Here is an 18,414-nt window from a genome sequence, read left to right as displayed (position 1 = left end):
GATCTGATTTCGAACGGGACAACTCAGTGCTTTCAACTTGCTTGGCTTTCCGGCCGAACGGAGCGAAGCACACCAGCGCCGCGGCACCTTCGCTAGGGCTCTGTATCGTACCCTGACAGGATTAGCGCTCTGACACCCGGCCTAGGGCGATGATGAACCTTGCTGGTTTTCACCTCTACGAGCGCTCTCGCCCGGGCCGCCTTCCCCTTCGGCTCCCACCGTGCCACGGCCCTGGGCGGGCCGCCGCTCAGGAAACGATAAGCTCCCGGATGCGGGCTGCCAGCGTTTCCATGGCGAAGGGCTTGGTCAGGATGTGCATGCCCGGTTCCAGGTGCCCATTGCCGATCACCGCGTTCTCCGCATAGCCGGTAATGAACAGGATCTTCAGGTCCGGGCGCAGCGCCCGCGCCGCATCGGCCAGCTGACGTCCGTTCATGCCCCCGGGAAGGCCGACATCGGTCACAAGCAGGTCGAGCCGCAGATCGGACTGCACCACCTTCAGCCCCGACGGCCCGTCACCGGCCTCAACGGCCGCGTAGCCCAGATCCTCCAGCACCTCCGTGACCAGCATGCGCACCGTCGCCTCGTCATCCACCACGAGCACGGTTTCGCCTTCTCCAGCTCTCGGCGCATCGGCAAGGTCGGGCTGGATTTCTGCCTCGCCGGTGGCGCCGTAGTGCCGCGGTAAATACAGGCACATGGTCGTGCCCTGCCCGACCTCAGAGTAGATTCGGACCTGCCCTCCGGATTGCCGCACGAAGCCATAGATCATGGACAGGCCGAGACCCGTGCCCTGACCGATGGGCTTGGTGGTGTAGAAGGGGTCGAAGGCACGGGCGATCACGTCCGGCGTCATGCCCGTGCCAGTGTCGCTGACGCAAAGGGAGACATACTGGCCGGGAGGAAGGTCCCGCTCCGCCGCCGCCCGGTCGTCCAGCCACTTGTTGGCGGTCTCGATGGTGATGCGGCCGCCGTCAGGCATCGCGTCTCGCGCGTTGATGCAGAGATTGAGTAGCGCGTTCTCCAGCTGCGGCGGGTCCACCAGGGTCGTCCACAGTCCGCCTGCCTCGGCCACCTCCACCACGATCTCCGGCCCCACGGTGCGGCGGACAAGGTCCACCATGCCAGAAACCAAGCGGTTCACGTCGGTCGGCTTGGGATCGAGCGTCTGGCGGCGAGAGAAGGCCAGAAGACGGTGGGTCAGAGCCGCTGCGCGCTTGGCGGCACCCTGGGCGGCATTGACGTAGCGGTCCACGTCCTTCAGCCGCCCCTGGGCAATGCGGGTACTCAACAGTTCCAGGCTACCCGTTATCCCGGTCAGCAGGTTGTTGAAGTCGTGCGCCAGGCCGCCCGTCAGCTGGCCGACAGCCTCCATCTTCTGGCTTTGGCGCAGCTGCTCCTCGGCGCGCAGCAGCTCCGCCGTGCGGTCGGCGATGCGCTGCTCCAGCGTCTCGTTGAGCGCACGGAGATCGGCGGCGGCGCGGTCGCGCTCCGCCGCTACGGCGCGCCGCTCCTCAACGTCGAGCAGAACGCCCGGGAAGGTCAGGGGAGTGCCGTCATGACCGTGGTCAACCCGGCCATTCGCCTCGATCCAGTAATACTTCCCGTCCGCGCGGCGCACCCGGTACTGGTGGGCGTAGGCGCCGCCCCTGGCGATCACCTCGTTGATTGCGGCGACCAGTCCGGGCTTGTCGTCAGGGTGGACGGTCGCCACCACCTGCTCGAGGCTCAACCCACTGCGCCCGACGGCGGGATCGAGCCCGAAGCTGCGGGCGAAGGCCTCGTCCACGGTGAAACGGTCCGTCGGCAGGTCCCAATTCCACGTGCCGATGATGGCTCCGGCCGAGAGCGCAAGCTGCACCCGCTGGACGTTCTCCCGTGCCAGTGCCTCGCTCGCCTGCAAGGCGGCCTCCGCCTCTTTGCGCCCTGTCACGTCGCGAAACAGCACGGACACCTGCCTCTGGCTCATGTCCTCGACGCGGGCGGACGACACCTCGATGTGACGGCCCGCCGCCGCGAAGTAGCGCTCGAGGCGGATCGGCTGCCCGGTGCGCAGTACCTTGCTGTAAAGCTCGACCCAGGCATCGGCCTCGTCAGGGGCGAGCTCCCGAATGCTCTTGCCAACGACGTCGACGATGCCGGTGTGCCGCGCGTAGCCGGGATTTGCGGCGACATGGACGTAGTCGCTCATCGAACCATGCGGACCCTCGGTAAACTCGATGATGCAGAAGCCGTCGTCCACGGAGGTGAACAGGGTGCGGTACCGCGCCTCGCTCTCGCGCAGCGCCTCCTCGGCCCGCATTCGGGCCGTGATGTCGAGAACGGTCCCGACCAGCCGGACCGGCTGCCCCGCCTCGAAATGGGTCTCCCCCTGGGCCGAGATCCAGCGGAGGATCCCATCCTGTAGGCCGATGGTGCGGTACTCGGCGGCGAAGCGGCCCGACCCCGCCGGGTCCATGGACTGCCGCACTGCCAGGTCTGCCCGCTCCCGGTCCTCCGGGTGCAGCCCCGCCAGGAAGGTGCCCTCATAGGTCACGGGCGCACCGGGCGGCAGGCCGAACAGCGCGCGGCAGCGGTCGTCCCAGGTTAGTTGGTCCGCCCTCATAACGTAGTCGAAGGTGCCGATCCCGGCTGCACGGGTCGCGAGACGCAGGCGGTCGTCGACGTCCTGCAGCGCGGCCTCTGTCCGCTTGCGCTCGCTCATGTCGAGCATGGCGCCGATCATCCGGACCGCTCTGCCATCCGATCCGCGGATCACGTAGCCGCGGTCCAGCACCTCGGCGTAGCTGCCGTCGGCGCGGCGGAAGCGGTACTCGTCCGTCCAGCTCGTGCCGGAGCTGTCGATCACCGCGTGGATGCTCCGGTCCACCCCAGCCCGGTCCTCGGGATGGATCCGGGTGATCCACCAATCCCCGGTCGGCTCCACCTGCCCAGGTGCCCAGCCATAGGCATCCTCCAACGCCTCGTTCCAGAGCACGCTGTTGTCGCTGAAGTTCCAGTCCCAGATTGCGTCGCGGGTGGCCCGCTGGGCCAACCGGAGGCGCTCGTTGACGGCCTCCAGCGCCTGGCCTGCGAGGTGCTGCTCCGTGCGGTCCCGCAGCATTTTGAGGTAGCCGACATGGGCGCCCCGCTCGTCGCGGAGCGGCATCATCTCTCCCGAAGCCCAGAAGCGCGAGCCGTCCTTACGCAGGTGCCAGCGCTCGTCGGCGGCGCGGCCATCGCGCGCTGCCCCGGCCATCTCGGCGTCCGGGATGCCGGAGGCCCGGTCCTCCGGCGTGAAGAACAACTCTCCGGGGTGGCCGAGCATCTCGGCCTCGTTCCAGCCCAGGATGTCCTCGGCCCCGGCGTTCCAGCCGGTGACCCTGCCGTCCAGGTCCATGCTGACGATGGCGAAGTCGACCGCGCTGTCGAGTATCTGCCGCCGGAGGGCCTCCGAACGGGCCTGCTCCGCCCGAAGGCGCTCCTGCTCCGCTAGGCTCTGGCGCAGGTTCAGCTGGCTCATCACCTGCCGAGCCAGGGTCTTGAGCACGAAGCGCTGTTCGGGCGTCAGCCCCTCGGGCCGAGGTGCCGTGTCCAGGACGCATAGGGTGCCCAGAGGCACACCCTCGGGCGTTTCCAGCAGCTCGCCCGCGTAGAAGCGAAGCCCGGGTCCCGCGGAGACCAGCGGGTTGCACCCGAAGCGGGGATCGTCCTTGAGGTCCGGGATGACCAGCTCGCCGGGCTGGAGAAGGACGCGGGCGCAGATCGAGTTGTCGAGCGGCATCTCCCGCACGCCCAGGCCCACCTCGGCCTTGAACCACTGCCTGTCCGCCGCGATCAGGTTCACTGCGGCGAACGGCGCCCCGAGCAGATCTGCAGCCATGCGGGCGAGGTCGTCGAAATCCCGCTCCGGCGGGGTGTCGAGGATCGCGTAGCGCTCCAGCACGGCGAGACGATCTGCCTCGGTCCAGGACGGACTGTCGTTGTTCTCGGTCAAGGATCAGCCTTCCCCGGCAGGCCCGGATGCAGGCTGGACGGCGATGGGAGGAGCGGATCCGGAATGGGCCAGGCAACGATGGAATGGCACGACGACATCGGGCCGATTTAGCAAGGAGCTGCTCGCGACTAAATCCAATTTCTCGCTGCAGCAGTTCGATCCCCGGCGGTCGGGCGCCTAAGGCACGCTTACAACCCGCTTAAATCGATCCGGGAACGTGTTGGGGCTCCTGAGCGGGGCCTGATTCTATCGACAGCGGTTCGGTTTAGAGAAACTGCCGATGTGGACGAGCGAGAACCGTGGCCGCTGTGACCGCGCCAAGCTGAGCTATCCGAGCGACCTGACCGACGTGGAATTGGCGCCGGTTGCTCCATTGATCACGGCCCAAAGCACGGTGGCAACAAACGGACCGTCAACTTGCGCGAGGTGCTCAATAGGCTGCTCTGCACCCTGAGCATGGGATATCAGTGGGCAGAGATCCCCAAGGATCTGCCGCCGCGAAGCACCCTGCAAAACAAGTTTGCTCGGTGGGAGGAGGCGCCTTATCGAGGGCTGTCCGGGATCAGATGAGCGGATTCGGGGCGCCAGGAGAGCGGGAGTTCAGTTCCCTCTGCGATGCCGAGCGCGGCGTGGCCGGGCAGGCGGGCCCGGAGGGGGATGCCGTTGGCTGTGCCGATCAGTAGGGCGCTGTCGCCGAAATGCACGACGGTCTCGACACGCAGGCGGAGGGGGTTGCGGCCGTCGCCGGGGCTGAAGACCTCGGGGCGGAGGAGAATGGTGACAGCCTCGCCGGGGTGACGGCCAGCTTGCGGGGGAAGGCGGGCGGGGCCGATGCCGTCCAGCTCCACTGCGCCAGTGGCAGGGTCGGTCAGCCTTGCGGGGAGCAGGTTGCTGTCACCGACGAAGCGGGCGACGAAGGCGTTGACCGGGCGGTTGTAGATCTCAAGCGGAGTGGCGGCCTGCTGAATGCGGCCGCCTTCGAACACCACGATACGGTCGGACATAGCCATGGCTTCGGACTGGTCATGGGTGACGAAGATGGTGGTGACGCCGAGGGCGCGCTGGATGCGCTTGATCTCGATGCCGAGCTGCTCGCGCAGGTTCTTGTCGAGCGCACCGAGCGGTTCGTCCAGCAGGAGCAGGGTGGGGTCGAAGACGAGGGCGCGGGCGAGCGCGACGCGCTGCTGCTGGCCGCCGGAGAGCTCGCGCGGGTGGCGGTCCGCGAAGCGTTCCAGGCCGACGAGGGCGAGCATGGCCCGTGCCTTCTCGGTAGCGGCGGGCCTGGGCATGTTCCGCATCTCGAGCGGGAACATCACGTTGCCCAGCGCGGTGCGGTGCGGGAACAGGGCATAGTTCTGGAAGACGACGCCGATGCCGCGCTTATGGGGCGGGGTTCGACCGATGGAGACGCCGTTTACCAGGATGTCGCCGGATGTCGCGCTCTCGAAGCCGGCGATCAGCATGAGGGTGGTGGTTTTGCCCGAGCCGCTGGGGCCGAGGAAGGTGATGAACTCGCCCTTCGAGGCGTCGAGATTCACACCGTCCAGCGCGCGGGTGCGGCCATCGTAGCTTTTCGAGAGGTCCTGTAGCCGGAGATAGGGCGCGGTCAACGGGCGGGCTCCGTGCGGCGGCGGCGTGAGAGGGCGCGCCAAATGGCCGGCGCTGCGACCAGCAGCGTCACGGCGAGGATGAGAAGGGTGGACACCACGGCGATGACGGGGTCCGCGGTGCTGCGGATACTGTCGAACATCTTGCGGGGCAGGGTCTCGGTGGACTGGCCGGAGATGAAGATGGCGACCACGGTTTCGTCAAAGCTGCCGACGAAGGCGAAGAGGCCGGCGGCAGCGAAGCCCGGCCAGAGCACGGGCAGCGTGACGAGGCGGAAGGTGGTGGCGGGCGAGGCGCCAAGGGAAAGCGCCGCGCGTTCCAGCCCGCGGTCAAAGCCTTTGAGATTGGCGGAGAGCACGAGGAAGGCGACAGGGACCGAGAGGGCGGTGTGGGCCAGCACGATCCCCGGGAAGGTCTGCAGCAGCCGGAGATCCGCGAGATAGGCGTAATAGCCGATGGCGATGACGATATGCGGCACCATCAGCGGCAGCATGAGCAGGGCGTTCACCACGCCCTTACCGGCGAAGCGGTGGCGAACGAGGGCGAACGCGGCGGGAGTGACGAGCAGCAGGGTCACCACCGCAACGGCCGCCGCGATACCGAGCGAATTGAGCGTCGGCCGCGTCCAGCGCTCATCGCCGAAGTAGGCGGCGTAGTAGCCGAGCCCCCAGCCAGGAGGCGGGAACTCGAGCGAGGCCGCTGTGGAGAAGGACATCGGCACAACAATCAACAGCGGCGCCGCCACGAAGGCCAGCACCAGCGCGCCGAGGAGGAGGAGGGCGGTGCGCATCGTGCTCAGCCCCAGAGCCGGTCAAGGCCGAAGCGGCGGTGATAGAGGCCGAGCACGAGGAGTGTGCTGGACAGCAGCACGACCGAGAAGGCGGAGGCCTCGCCGAAGCTGAGGAACTCCTCGACCTGCTGGCCGATCACGCCGGCCACCATCTGCTCGCGCGGTGATCCCAGCAGGATGGGAGTGACGTAGAAGCCGAGGCAGAGGACGAAGACGAGGGTGAGGCCATTGGCGATGCCGGGGGCGGCCAGCGGCAGCACGACATGGCGGATGACGGAGGAGGGCGGCGCACCGAGGCTGGCGGCGGAGCGCGGCAGGGAAAGGTCGATACGCTTCAACACGCCGTAAAGGCTGAGCACCATGTAGGGCAGCAGGATGTGGGTCATCGCTATGGTGGAGGAAAAGCGGGTGAAAAGCAGCTCCGGCGCGGGCAAGTCGAGCCAAGCGGCGAGCTGCGCGACCGGGCCGCGATTACCGAGGATGACCATCCAGGCATAGGTGCGGACGAGGAAGCTCGTCCAGAAACTCATCGTCACCACCACCATCATCGCGGCGGCCATGCCGGGCGGCACGGCGGCCATGGCGTAGGCGAGCGGAAAGCCCAGCAGCAGGCAGCAGGTGGCAACCAGCAGCGCGGTGAGGAAGGTGTCCAGCAGCACGCGCAAGTGAAAGCCGTCGGCCGCGATCTCGGCATAATGGCCCAGGCCCCATTCCGGCTCGGACACGCTCATCAGCACGACCTGGCCGAGCGGCACGAGGAAGAAGGCAGCCAGGAAGGCCAGCAGCGGCGCCAGCAGCAGCCAGGGCCGGGCGCCGCCGCCGCTCACGCGCCGATCCAGCGATCGAAGCGCTGCGTGGCGGCGTTCACATCCCCACCGAAGTTCAGGATGTCCTGCTCGAACACCCGGGAGGCATAGGCAGGCGATGTCGGCATGCGCATAGCCTCGGCCTGGCTGACGAAGTTGAAGGCCGCCGGGTTCAGCGGGCCGTTCAGCGAGTCCCGGCAGAATCCGGCGACGCGCTCGGGCTTCAACGCGGCCTCGAGATAGCGCATGGCGGCATCACGACGAGGCGTGCCGCGCGCGACCACCCAATAGGCACGCTCGATCTGTGCCTGATCCCAGACGATTTCGACCTGCTTGCCCTCGTCGATCAGCTCCAGCGTGCGGGCGTGCCACAGGGCGATGAGGTCGATCTCGCCGTCCCTCAGCAGCTGCTGGGACTGCTGGCCCTGCGTCCACCACACCCGCACCGCCGGCTTGATGCCGTCCAGGCTGCGGAAGGCACGGTTCATGTCGAGCGGGTAGAGCTTGTCGGTGGGCACGCCATCCGCCGCCAGGGCGATCGGGAGGATGCGGGACGCGTAACGCTGCATGCAGCGCGAGCCCGGGAACTTCTGCAGATCCCAGAAATCCGCCCAGCTCGTCGGGCCGCCATTGGGGTAGCGCGACTTCTGATAGGCCATGACGGTGGCAAAGGCGTGGCTGCTCGCGCCGTTCTGGAAGGCGGCGCCCGGGAAGGGCGGGCTCCTTACCAGGTCGGTGTTATCCAGCTTCTCGATCAGGTTTGCCTGGTTTGCGCGAATGATCTCGCCGGCGCCGAGGGTGGTGACATCGAACTCATAGGCGCCGCTGCGGACCTGCTGCGCCAGCTTGGCGAAGGACACGGGCGAGACCGGCCGGATCTCAATCCCGGTATCGCGCGTAAAGGGCTCGAACAGGTTCTTGATGGCGGCGCGTTCCCAGATCCCACCCCAGGTGTTCACATGCAGCACCTCGGCCGCCCGCACGCGCCGGAAGGCGGGCACGGACAGTGCGGCACCGCCCGCCAGGGACAATGCCGTGCGCCGGGAAATCCCTGTCTGAGCCATCCTGGTCTCCATCAGTTCGCGCGGAAGGTTGCGCTGTAGAGCCGCATCCAGTTGCCGTGGGTAAGCTTCGCCACCTCGTCCTCGCCGAAGCCGACCGCGCGCAGCCCGTCCGGGATGGCGCCAAGGCCGGAGACGCCCTCCGCGAGCCAGTCTGCCCGCGCCGGGCGGGTGGTCTGGCCGACGGGAGCAGCGCCGTAGTTGATGCCGCGGCTCCAGCGGCCCATGCGCATCCAGGCATAGTCCTCGGGCTGGTTGTCATGGCCGTAATCGGTGCCGATGCCGACGGAATCGATGCCGGCGATGTCCACCGTGCGCGCCATCATCTCGCACCAGTTGCGGACGGAGGCGCAATAGTGGTCTCCGGTGATGTTCCGGTACACGGCACAACCAATCACGCCGCCGCTGTCGCGCAGAGCGTGCAAGATGTCGTCGCCCTTATTGCGGCTGTGCGGAACGAGCGTGCGGGCATTGGCGTGAGTGACCGCGATGGGCCGCTCGGAATGTGCGATGGTGTCGAGGGTGGTGCGCTCGCCGACATGGGAGCAGTCGATGAGGATGCCGGCGCGGTTCATCTCACGCACCACCTCGCGGCCGTAGCGGGCGAGGCCGCTGTCGGATTCCTCGTAGCAACTGCCGCCGACGGCGTTCTGGTTGTTGTAGGTCAGCTGGACGACGCGCACGCCGAGCTCGGCAAACATCTCGACCAGGCGGATACGGCCGCCGAACAGGTCGGTATTCTGGTAGCCGAGAATGATCGCGGTGCGGCCGGAGGCGGCGACGGCCTCGATCTCGGCAGGGGTGCGGGCGAGAGCCACGGTGTCCGCATTGGCGGCGATTAGGTCACGCCATTTGCCCAGGGAGTCGAAGGACTCCATCGGGTCCTCCCAGAAACCGCAGGTGACGGTGACGGCGGAAATGTTGCCGCGGCGGAGCTGGGCAAAAACCCCGGTGTTGAAATGGCCGCACTGCAGCGCGTCGATCAGCATCTAGACGGCCTCGGGGTTCTGCGCCGAGCGAGCGGCGGTGAGCAGGGACAGGTCGGTGTCGTCATCATGGTCGCTGCGGCCGGTGACGCGGCCATCGGCTTCCACGATCACCGGCCCGGCATGCCGGCGGGATTCCGGCGTGTCGGCGGAGAGAGACCGGTTGGAGAGGTGGTGCAGCGCCCACCAGAGATCTGAGGGGACCGGGATGCCGTCGCGCAGGGCGCGAGCAAGAATGGGGTCCTCCGCCCCGGCAGCGGGAGCGGCGAGGAGGATGAGAGGGGCGTCCGCGCGCAACAGGGCGCGCTCCTGCCCGGCTGCGGGCCCGGTGCAGGGGCCAGTGGCGGCAAACACGGCGAGGCCCGCGCGGGCGCCAAGGGCACAGGCTGTGCGAAGTTCTTCCGCGTCCTCCACGCCCGAGATCGTGGCCATGGCGGCGCCGTGACGGGCGACCATCTCGCCCAGCGCGTCCATGACCATGGGCAGGATGGTCCAGGCGTGCTGGCCGGAGGCTTCCACGGCCAACTGGCCCGGCGCGGGCTCGGAGATACGGATGGCGGAGAGGTCGGGGGTGAGCAGCGCTTCGAAGCGCTGCTGTAAAAGCGCAAGGCCGCCCAGTCCGCTTGCGGCGGAATAGAGCACCGCGTCGCGGATGGCGGGGACGGCCCCGACGGGCAGGGTGGTGAGCAGGAGGATGCGCTCGACCACCAGCCGCACCTCGCGCGGCAGCAGAATGGTTAGGGTGTCTCCAGCCTCCGAGCAGGTCGTCATGGCTGTGTCTCCACGGGCCTTGGCTCCGGGGGATAGAACCAGTCGGGATCGGCGCCGCCGGCCAGCTCGGCGGCTAAAGGAGCGCCGTGGAACAGCACGCCGCGCAGGTTGCGGCCGAGATAGTCGCGGGTCTTGTCTACGCCGTGCAGGGTCACGTTCATCAGGCGCACGAGATGCGCGGGGACGAAGTCGTCCGCCATGATGTTGGTGTGGGGAGTGTGGTAGCGCAGCCCGTCCAGCCCCTGCACACGGGCGACGATGCCGCGCAGGTCGGGCCGGGCCAGCAGCAGGCGGGCGACAGGTTCGGCGGGATCCCGCGCGGCCAGCGCCGCGTCGAGTTCCAGCACGAGGCCGGGGATGTCGAGGCCGAGATTGATGGCGTCGGGCGCCTCGGCGCGGGGACCACGGCGGGGCTCCTCGGCGGTGGCGGATTTGTACCAGACCTGGGCGCGCGCGCCGGGGGTGTCCATGTCCCAGGCGAGGGCCCAGGCGTAGTCGCGGCGGAGGATCGCGCGCAGCGCGCCGGAGGGCATGGCTGGGCGCACCTCCGTCTCCTCGGAGACGACCATGGCCATGGTTAGGCGATCCGCCACCTCCGGCACGAGTTCGACCAGCAGGGAGAGGAGGGTTTCCTCGGTTTCCGGGTGAAAGCGGGCGCCAACCTCGCGAGCCAGGCTGTCGAGCGGAAAGGGGATGTCGGTGGGCAGGGTGGCGACCATCGCGGCCACCTCCTCGAGCTCTGCGGCGATGAGGGCGGAGGGAGCGAAGGCCTCATAGGCCATGCGATCCTCGCGTCGGAAGATGGCGGCGCGGCGGATGAGCGCTTCGAGATGGGTTAGGCGGGGGTCGCCTGCCGTGACGCGGAGGGCGCGGGCGGCGGTGATGGAATCCTCCCGTGCCGCGATCCAGGCATCGATCAGGCGGGGGTGGTTGCCAATGAAGAGAATAAGACCGAGGGCGGAGCCGTTGCCGATGCCGAGGAAGCGCCGGATCTCGGGTGCCAGTTCAACGGCGTTGGGAGAGGCGAGGGCGGCGAGGTGGTTCGCGAGGTCGGCGGCAAACTCACGCATCATGTAGGCGCAGAGCATCTGCGCGGCGAGCGGGTGGCGCAGCGGGTGGTCCGGCTCGAGCGCGAGGAAGGAGCGGGTGCCGAAGGTGCCGTTGCCGTCCAGCCCGGTGTTGCGCATGAGGTAGCAGGATTCGGCAGCCAGGCCGGGGTCCGGCTGGCGTCCGGCGGCGAGTGCGGCGACCACCGCATCGAAGACGCGCATGCTGCGATTGGAGCGGCACCAGACAAGGGTGCCGGGCACGGCGCGGCCGGCGTAGAGCTTGGGCAACTCGCGCCGGGTGGCCTCAATGGCGGCGTCGTCGGCAACGCCTTCCAGCAGCGCGCCCTGCATGTCCCAAGCGCGGCCGATGATGCGGCCGGTGCGGCCGGCGCGCTGCGGCGCCGCGGAGAAGGCGAGGAAGGAGAAGGTGCCGCGCGGGGTTTCGATCTTGTAGATGGCGGTGCCGAAGGATGCGGCGTCGATTTCGAAGCGGCGCGTGGTGATGCGCCAGCCCTCGCGCAAAGCCTGGGCGATGAGGGCACGGGAGGCGCTGACCCGGCTGGGCTGCATCGCGGCCAGGCGCTCAGGGCGCATCAGCAGTTCGGGGGGGCGAGGCCGTGGAGTCTCGGCCTCGGAGTGACGGGCGGCGCTCATGCCGGGTGGCCCTCCATCACGGCGCGGAGCCGGGCGGCGGCGGCGCTCAGCGGACCGATCCAACCATCGGAAGCGAAGCGTGCCACGGGTGCGACGAGGGAGAGCGCAGCTACGCAGGCACCTGCACCATCGAGGACCGGAACCGCGGCGGCGCGGATGCCCTCCATTGTTCGGCCCGAGGAGATCGAGTGGCCGGCCGCTCGGACAGCGTCCAACTCCGCCGAGTCCATCTCGGTCGCAAGGCGGGCGCGCGTCGCTGCATCGGCATAGGCGAGCAGAACGCGGCCGGAGGCGCTCTCAGTAAGCGACATGGTTGCGCCTACCCGCATCTCGACCCGCAGCAGGCCTTTCGGTTCCACGCGTTGGACAATGCAGGGCTCGTCGCCCTCCAGAACGGCGAGGGAGGCGGTCTCCCCAGTCTCTGCGCAGATCGCTTCCAGGATCGGCAGCGTGCGAGCGCCCAGACCAGCCTGCTCTGTCGCCGCCTTGGCCAGTCGCGCCGGGCGCAAGGTCAGGCGGAAAGCACCGGCCGGTGTCTGCTCCACCCAGCCTGCCGCGATCAGTGTGACAAGGCGCTGGTAGATCGTTGCGCGTGCCTCCCCGACCTCGCGTGCCAGAGCAGCGAGCCGGACGGCTTCCGCGCTTCTGCCGAGGTGATCGAGCAGGGCAAGGGTCTTCAGGGCCGAGCCGAGAGGGCGGACCCCACCATCGGGTCGGTCACTGGTGGAAGAAGCGAAACCGTCCGGCATCAGTATTCCATCTGAATACATCGTATTCTATTCAAATCGATTCGTAGGACGCCAGCTTTGCTACGTCAATTGATGTCTGATCTGTGCTGCCCACCGCCTTGGAGGTGCTCAGGGCCGCCCTGGGGTGGCGCACTGGCCAGGGCCGGATGAAATGGATCCAGACGCGCCACGCACCTCGCGAGAAGGAACCAAGCGGCAGGTCGTCCTCAATCTCCTGCGCCGGTGGTAGGGCGCCACCATCACCCAGATCATGTACGCGACTGGCTGGGCACAGCACACAGTCCAGGGCTTCCTGGACGGGCTCAAGAAGAAGGGCCGCGCGGCCGCGGTGCTGGAGCGACTGCGCCAGGTTGGACGGGGGTACAGGTCACGAGAGTCAGCTACTCAGTCTACGGCATTGGCACGGGGCAGATCTGATGGCCGCCCAGCTTCGCTCCGCGACCCAGCCCCACTACGCCGTCGCGCTCTATCGCGTCCCGAGCGCTGAGAAGGAGCGCTCCGGCCTAGGGCTGACGACGCAGTAGGCGAGCGTCCGTGCCTATCGACGGATGTGGTTCCCGCCGCGTGAACGATCGCATGGGACGGGACCGATCATTGCTGGCTGAGCGCCTGCCCGGTTGCAGTGAAGTACGCTGGGGTGATGTCCTTGCCTTCCGAAACAATGTTGATGGCATCGTCAAGCGCTTTGCAAAGGTCAGCACGTAGTTCGGCCTCCTTGGCCATGTCCGCCCTGTAAGGTGCTGCGCGGAGCACCTCGATCATCTGACTTCGAATTTCGCTCAACTTGGCAATCTGCTTAGTTCTGTCGAGTTCGCCTGAGATGGCTTGGCGCAGCGCCGCGACAAAGCCGGACGCAACTTCGTCTTCAAGGTGCAGATTTATCATCTACGTGTTCCCCTCCCGGCAACTCGTTCCAGCAACAACCTTTCCCAACCGAATTAGTCTGACTTTGCTTGCGCCCGTGAAATGGTAATTTGGGCTACTGGCATGAGCAAGAAGAATCCACCTCTGTTTCTCTACAGAAGCATGCTGGTTTTCAGTGACTTTGTCGGTAGCTAAGCTTGGCATGACATGGTGCCCCACGGTGTCTTTGGCCCGGGGAAGAGCCACAATCATCACCTGCAACACGTTCCGGAACTACGGTCGTCCTCGGCGATGAACTCGTCTCCAAGTATGCGAAGAACTGCCGTCAGGGGATGCCCTGACGGCAGCGGGGCGTCGTTGATAGTGCACCCGGTGCTTAGCGGGTCCGCCGACGCAGCCCGGCCAAGCCGAGCAGGCCGGCTCCGAGCAGCGCCATTGAAGCCGGCTCGGGAACAGCAGTGGCAGGCGTCGTCAGGTACACCAGATCGGCGATGACGTCCTTAGAGGGCGTGAAGCTGGACTCGAACTGGAAGGTGAAGGTGTCGCTGATGGACAGCGCCTGGAACGTTGCGGAGTACTGTCGCCACACGCCGACATCGGCGGGATTGTTGCCTTGAGCTTGCGTCACGACCAGTGAGCCAAAGGCGCCCGACAGGCTGAAGGAGCCTGGGTTCGCCGCCCCTGACAATGTCTGAAAGAGGCTGAATCCGATTTCGTAAGTGGACCCAATAGTCAGGCCCGTGACGAACTGAGAGAGTGACTGCGTGGCATTGTCTGCGACGAAATATGCGCCCTGGACGCCAGGAGCATCCGGAGAGTTGCTGGCGGGCGCAGGCGGAACAACGTCACCGAACTGGCCGGGGGTGGAGCCGTCGGTCGGGTGTGGTGTCGCGTATTGCGGGGGCGTGGTGCCCGTGTTGCCGCCGTTCGTCCAGCCCGTGAAGACGCCATTGGAATAGGCTTCAAAGCTGCCGTTCGTGATGAGGTTGGGTCCGGCAGACGCAGCAGTCGACATGCAGATGATGCAGGCCGCGAACGTCGCGGGCAAAGCAGCTATTCGAGACATCTTTTTTCCTCCATTGCTCTCGTCGTGGCGAGGCCAAGAGGTCGTTGCAGGAACGATGCCAAAATCGGAACAGTAACAATGGCAATGACTTAACAGATCCGGCCAGCGTCCTCAGTGCAGGATCGTAAGGAATCCTGACAACTGCTATTGCCATCGTCAGGGTGCAGCTCAGCAGTCGGCATCGGTCGAGGCGAAAAACTGTGGTGACGCTGTGGGCGAACTCGGAGGCTGCAGCGCCTTCAGTCCAGACGCACGCTGACCCGGCGTTGTTGAAGGTGCTGGCTCGGGCATCACGGTATTAGAAGCTGCTGGATGCGGGCGGCATGTCTCGCTGTCGACCATGTCCGTCACCGAGCGGATCGAGCGGGAGGGCGGTCGTAGAGATCCAGCGAAACGGTCGTCTTGGACAAGCTTCACAATCAAGACCTGAATCCGCTGCTCGTCGACGCAATCTGAAGTATCGGGGCTGATCGATGATGGACAGGCGGGGGCTCGGCCTGCGCCGCAACCGCTCGGCAGCGCAGCGGGATCAGATCGCGCATCATGCGCCCGAATAGAACAAGAGCGGTCGCCTCAGTTCCGGCCGCGCGCGGCACGCACCGCCGCCACCGGGCCTTCGAGGAAGTTGCGCAGTTCGGTACGCCGTAGCGCCTGGTCGGTGACCTGGGTGTCTACGCCCAGTGCCCAGGCGAGGTCACGGCGTTCCGGCTCACGGCCCAGCTCCTCGAACAGTGCGGCATGAGCTTCCACGGCAGCCTCGTCGCGAGCGAGGCCGTGCTCGATCAGCTTGGCGGTCTGCCGACGCAGGGCGAGACCGATCTCCTCCAGGGACAGTTCAGGGTGGTACTGCACACCCCAGAACAGGCCGCCCTCGCGCCGTATCTCGGCCGCCTGCACTGCCGACACGGCGTTGCCGGCCAGCAGCAGCGCACCCTCGGGGAGCTCGTCCACCTCGTCGCCGTGGATCGCGGGAGCGTCGAAGGCGGCCGGACGGCCGCGCAGCAGGGGGTGGGTAAGGCCGGCCTGGGTGGGCGCGATCCGGCGGGCGAAGCCGGCCTCGTGCCCGCCCTCGTTGGACCGCACCGTGCCACCACAGGCCGCCACCGCGACCTGCAGGCCGGCGCAGGAGCCGAAGCCGGGCGTGCCCGAGCTGAAGACCGTGCGCATGAATTGCAGCATGCGCTCCGCCTCGGGCGTGCGCTCGTACACGTGCATCGGCGAGCCGGAGACGAATACCGCGTCGAAGCACCGCAACGCAGCATGGTCATGCGCGGGGACGTTTTCCTCGGCGGGCCTCACCAACTCGCATTGCGCGTCGGGCACCATCTGTCGCAGCGTCTCAGCGTAGCTCTCGCCGGATGAACGGCCAGTGCGGGCGCGGCGCTCCTCGCGCTCGTCGGGAGCCTCGCTTTCGGCGACGAGGAAGCGGTGTGGCAAGGTCATGAGCGCGTGTCCTGGAGCGGGCCGGCCGACCTCCGCCCACCAGGTCTGGCGCGGGGTGGATCGGAAGGCAATGCGGGTCGGGGTATCCCGGCATGTGGCAGCAGCCGATGGTTCGCCAAGGGCCGCCATGCGGCCATTAGATCCGGCCCAAGTGCTGAGGCGGAACGTTGAAAGCTGGCACAAGTCCCCGGACGGCATCCGAAGCCTGTCACGCTCGATTGACTTTGATACCTATTCGCAAGTAGGGCATGCGGGACATTGCCCGAGAGGAGCGGCCCCGTGAGCGGAGCCCAAAGCCAGCCCGTGTCGAGTTCGCCCGGTGGCCCTGGTAGCAGGAAGAGGGCGCTGAGCCTTGCCCCACGGGTGAAATCCCTGACGGGGGCGGTGGTGACCGTCGGGCTCGGCCTCGCCTCGGCACTGCACGCTCAGGCTCAACAGTCCACGGTATCTGCGGCTGAGCCTGGGGTGGGCGTATCCCCTGAAGTCTTCGCCGTACCGACGGTGGATGTGACCGCAACCGGCGCACCGGGCGCCTTGCCTCCCCCTTATGCTGGGGGCCAGGTGGCGCAAGGCGGATCGCTCGGCCTGCTCGGCAATCGGAACCTCATGGACTCACCGTTCAGCACAACGAGCTACACCTCCGAGCTGATCGAGCAGCAGCAGGCGCGCACCGCCGCAGATACGCTGGTGAACGACTCCTCCGTCCGGCTAACGACGGGCGCTAACGGCTTCGACGACACCTTCGTTATCCGCGGCTTCGGGGTGGGGTCGTCGAATGTCGGCCTGAACGGGCTCTACGGGCTCATTTCGTCCAGCCGCGCTCAGGCCCAGTACATCGAGCGGATCGAGCTCCTTCGTGGGCCCGGTGCGCTCCTCTATGGAATCGCGCCGGAAGGCACCATCGGCGGGACCATCAACATCCAGACCAAGCGGGCCGGCGAGCTGCCGCTGACCCGCCTGACGCCGACCTACATTAGCAACGGCAATTTCGGTATCCACGCCGACGTGGGACGGCGTTACGGCGCCAACAACGAGTGGGGCGTGCGCTTCAACGGCCTGTACCGGGATGGCGAGGTCTCGGTTCGGGACGGCAACGTCCGCAGCGGCCTTGCTGCGCTCGGGCTGGACTATCGCGGGGAGCGGCTGCGCTGGTCGATCGACGCCATTTACCAGCGCGACGACACCGACAACTTCAGACCGCAGCTCACCTTCTCACCCACCATCCCCTTCATTCCCTCCGCGCCGGATTCGCGCAGCAACTGGTACCCGGGAACCCGGCTCCGCCAGCAGGACAGCACGATCACCACGCGGCTCGAGTACGACGTGGCGGAATGGATGACGGCCTACGCCGCGATCGGCTACCGCGACGGCTGGAACGAGCAGACCTTCCCCGATTCCCGCATCCGCGGCATTGGCGCGAACCAGTTCGGCGACTTCACGCTCACCAATGCCTTCTACGACTCCTACACGGAGACCGTGAGTGGCACCGTCGGTGCGAACTTCCGCTTCAACACCTTCGGGGTCGGGCACACCCTCAATATCGGCTACTCCGGTCTCCAGCAGGAGGCAGGCAACGCCTACGTCACCTCCTCCGTCACCGTCCCATCCAACATCTACCGCCCGGCTCCACTGCCGCCCGTCACCGCGCCGCGCAACGATCCCCGCCGTGCCTCGCTCACGGAGTTCTCGAGCGTGGCGCTCGCCGACACGCTGTCCTTCTTCGGTGACCGCGTGCTGCTCACCGGCGGCGTGCGGTTCCAGAGCGTCTCGCTGAACAGCTACGACACGGCCACCCAGGCCCGGACAACGCGCTACGACGCCGATGCAACCTCGCCGCTCGCCGGCATCGTCGTGAAGCCCTGGCAGAACGTGTCGCTCTACGCGAACTACGCCCAGGGTCTCAGCCGCGGCCAGATTGTTGGCGCCGGCTACCGCAACGTCGGCGAGGTTCTCGCCCCGTTCAAGTCCGAGCAGTACGAGGCCGGGGTGCGGGTGGACTGGGGCGCGGTCACGACCGCCGCCTCCGTCTTCCAGATTGCCCGCCCAAGTGCCCTCCGCACGGCGACCAATGACCTCGCCTACGACGGAGAGCAGCGGAACCGCGGGCTCGAGTTCTCGGCCTTCGGCGAGGTGGTGCCCGGACTGCGCGCCCTTGCCAGCGCGACATTCATCAAGCCCGAGCTGACAAACACGGCCAACGCGGCGGAGCGTGGCAACGACGCCCCCGGCGTGCCTGACCGGACCTTCTCGGGCGCACTCGACTGGGAGGTGCCGGGGGTGCCCGGCCTCGCTCTCAATGGGCGACTGATCTACACGTCAGGATCCTACCTCACGAGCGCCAACACCCTTCGCTTCGATGACTGGACGCGCGTGGACTTCGGCGCCCGGTACAGGACCGAGATCGTCAACAAGCCGGTTACCTTCCGCGCCAATCTTGAGAACGCGTTTGGCGCCAACTACTGGCTCACAACCGGCAATTTCGTCACGGTCGGCTCGCCGCGCACGGTTGTCGTTTCCGCTTCCTTCGACTTCTGAGCCCGTGAGTGCCTGTCTCGGTAGGGTCCGGGAGAGGAGAAGCATTCTCCTCTCCC

At 67.1% G+C, this 18,414-nt stretch carries 13 protein-coding genes and 2 pseudogenes; 3 read left to right on the top strand and 12 right to left on the bottom strand.

Annotation, left to right across the window (positions count from 1 at the left end; translation table 11 throughout):
• Positions 1-247 precede the first annotated feature (247 nt).
• Positions 248-3,976, bottom strand: coding sequence for a PAS domain-containing protein (locus ACVBD7_RS16290; protein ID WP_458094282.1), 3,729 nt, complete (start codon positions 3,974-3,976; stop codon positions 248-250).
• A 280-nt stretch (positions 3,977-4,256) separates the two neighbouring features.
• Here ACVBD7_RS16290 and ACVBD7_RS16285 point away from each other — a divergent pair.
• Positions 4,257-4,507: pseudogene (locus ACVBD7_RS16285) on the top strand (transposase); the annotation flags it as partial.
• A gap of 11 nt (positions 4,508-4,518) precedes the next feature.
• Here the strand turns inward: ACVBD7_RS16285 and ACVBD7_RS16280 are convergent.
• The 8 genes from ACVBD7_RS16280 to ACVBD7_RS16245 are packed head-to-tail and all read right to left on the bottom strand — an operon-like array spanning position 4,519 to position 12,450.
• Positions 4,519-5,586, bottom strand: coding sequence for an ABC transporter ATP-binding protein (locus ACVBD7_RS16280; protein ID WP_458094281.1), 1,068 nt, complete (start codon positions 5,584-5,586; stop codon positions 4,519-4,521).
• On the bottom strand, positions 5,583-6,374 hold the full coding sequence (locus ACVBD7_RS16275) for an ABC transporter permease (protein ID WP_458094280.1): 792 nt from the start codon (positions 6,372-6,374) through the stop codon (positions 5,583-5,585). Before ACVBD7_RS16275 ends, ACVBD7_RS16280 begins: the two co-directional genes overlap by 4 nt.
• A gap of 5 nt (positions 6,375-6,379) precedes the next feature.
• Positions 6,380-7,201, bottom strand: a complete 822-nt coding sequence (locus tag ACVBD7_RS16270) for an ABC transporter permease (RefSeq protein WP_458094279.1) — start codon at positions 7,199-7,201, stop codon at positions 6,380-6,382.
• Entirely contained in the window at positions 7,198-8,244 is a 1,047-nt protein-coding gene (locus tag ACVBD7_RS16265) for an ABC transporter substrate-binding protein (protein WP_458094278.1), read from the bottom strand. Before ACVBD7_RS16265 ends, ACVBD7_RS16270 begins: the two co-directional genes overlap by 4 nt.
• Before the next feature lie 11 nt (positions 8,245-8,255).
• Positions 8,256-9,230, bottom strand: coding sequence for a dipeptidase (locus tag ACVBD7_RS16260; RefSeq protein ID WP_458094277.1), 975 nt, complete (start codon positions 9,228-9,230; stop codon positions 8,256-8,258).
• Complete coding sequence (locus ACVBD7_RS16255) at positions 9,231-9,998, bottom strand: hypothetical protein (protein ID WP_458094276.1); 768 nt, start codon at positions 9,996-9,998, stop codon at positions 9,231-9,233.
• Complete coding sequence (locus ACVBD7_RS16250) at positions 9,995-11,701, bottom strand: hypothetical protein (protein WP_458094275.1); 1,707 nt, start codon at positions 11,699-11,701, stop codon at positions 9,995-9,997. Before ACVBD7_RS16250 ends, ACVBD7_RS16255 begins: the two co-directional genes overlap by 4 nt.
• A complete protein-coding gene (locus ACVBD7_RS16245; protein WP_458094274.1) occupies positions 11,698-12,450 on the bottom strand; it encodes an IclR family transcriptional regulator in 753 nt (250 codons plus the stop codon). The genes ACVBD7_RS16250 and ACVBD7_RS16245 overlap by 4 nt, the downstream gene beginning before the upstream one ends.
• Positions 12,451-12,700: 250 nt before the next feature.
• Between ACVBD7_RS16245 and ACVBD7_RS16240 the strand changes: the two are divergent.
• Positions 12,701-12,757, top strand: a pseudogene (locus ACVBD7_RS16240) (hypothetical protein); the annotation flags it as partial.
• 284 nt (positions 12,758-13,041) lie between these two features.
• Here ACVBD7_RS16240 and ACVBD7_RS16235 read toward each other — a convergent pair.
• The 3 genes from ACVBD7_RS16235 to ACVBD7_RS16225 all read right to left on the bottom strand — a co-directional run bounded on the left by ACVBD7_RS16235 (position 13,042) and on the right by ACVBD7_RS16225 (position 15,823).
• Complete coding sequence (locus tag ACVBD7_RS16235) at positions 13,042-13,335, bottom strand: hypothetical protein (protein ID WP_458094273.1); 294 nt, start codon at positions 13,333-13,335, stop codon at positions 13,042-13,044.
• Positions 13,336-13,690: 355 nt separating this feature from the next.
• Positions 13,691-14,362 (bottom strand): PEP-CTERM sorting domain-containing protein, encoded by a 672-nt coding sequence (locus ACVBD7_RS16230; protein WP_458094272.1) that lies wholly within the window; start codon positions 14,360-14,362, stop codon positions 13,691-13,693.
• A gap of 591 nt (positions 14,363-14,953) precedes the next feature.
• The gene (locus ACVBD7_RS16225; RefSeq protein WP_458094271.1) at positions 14,954-15,823 is read right to left on the bottom strand and encodes a type 1 glutamine amidotransferase; all 870 of its coding nucleotides are present in this window, start codon (positions 15,821-15,823) and stop codon (positions 14,954-14,956) included.
• 279 nt (positions 15,824-16,102) lie between these two features.
• Here ACVBD7_RS16225 and ACVBD7_RS16220 point away from each other — a divergent pair, with 279 nt between their 5' ends.
• Positions 16,103-18,358: a TonB-dependent receptor gene (locus ACVBD7_RS16220; protein WP_458094270.1), complete on the top strand. Its 2,256-nt coding sequence runs from the start codon at positions 16,103-16,105 to the stop codon at positions 18,356-18,358.
• The last annotated feature ends 56 nt before the right edge of the window (positions 18,359-18,414 follow it).

This window comes from Roseomonas sp. WA12, from assembly GCF_054165765.1.
This window is presented reverse-complemented; position numbering and strand designations above follow the sequence as displayed.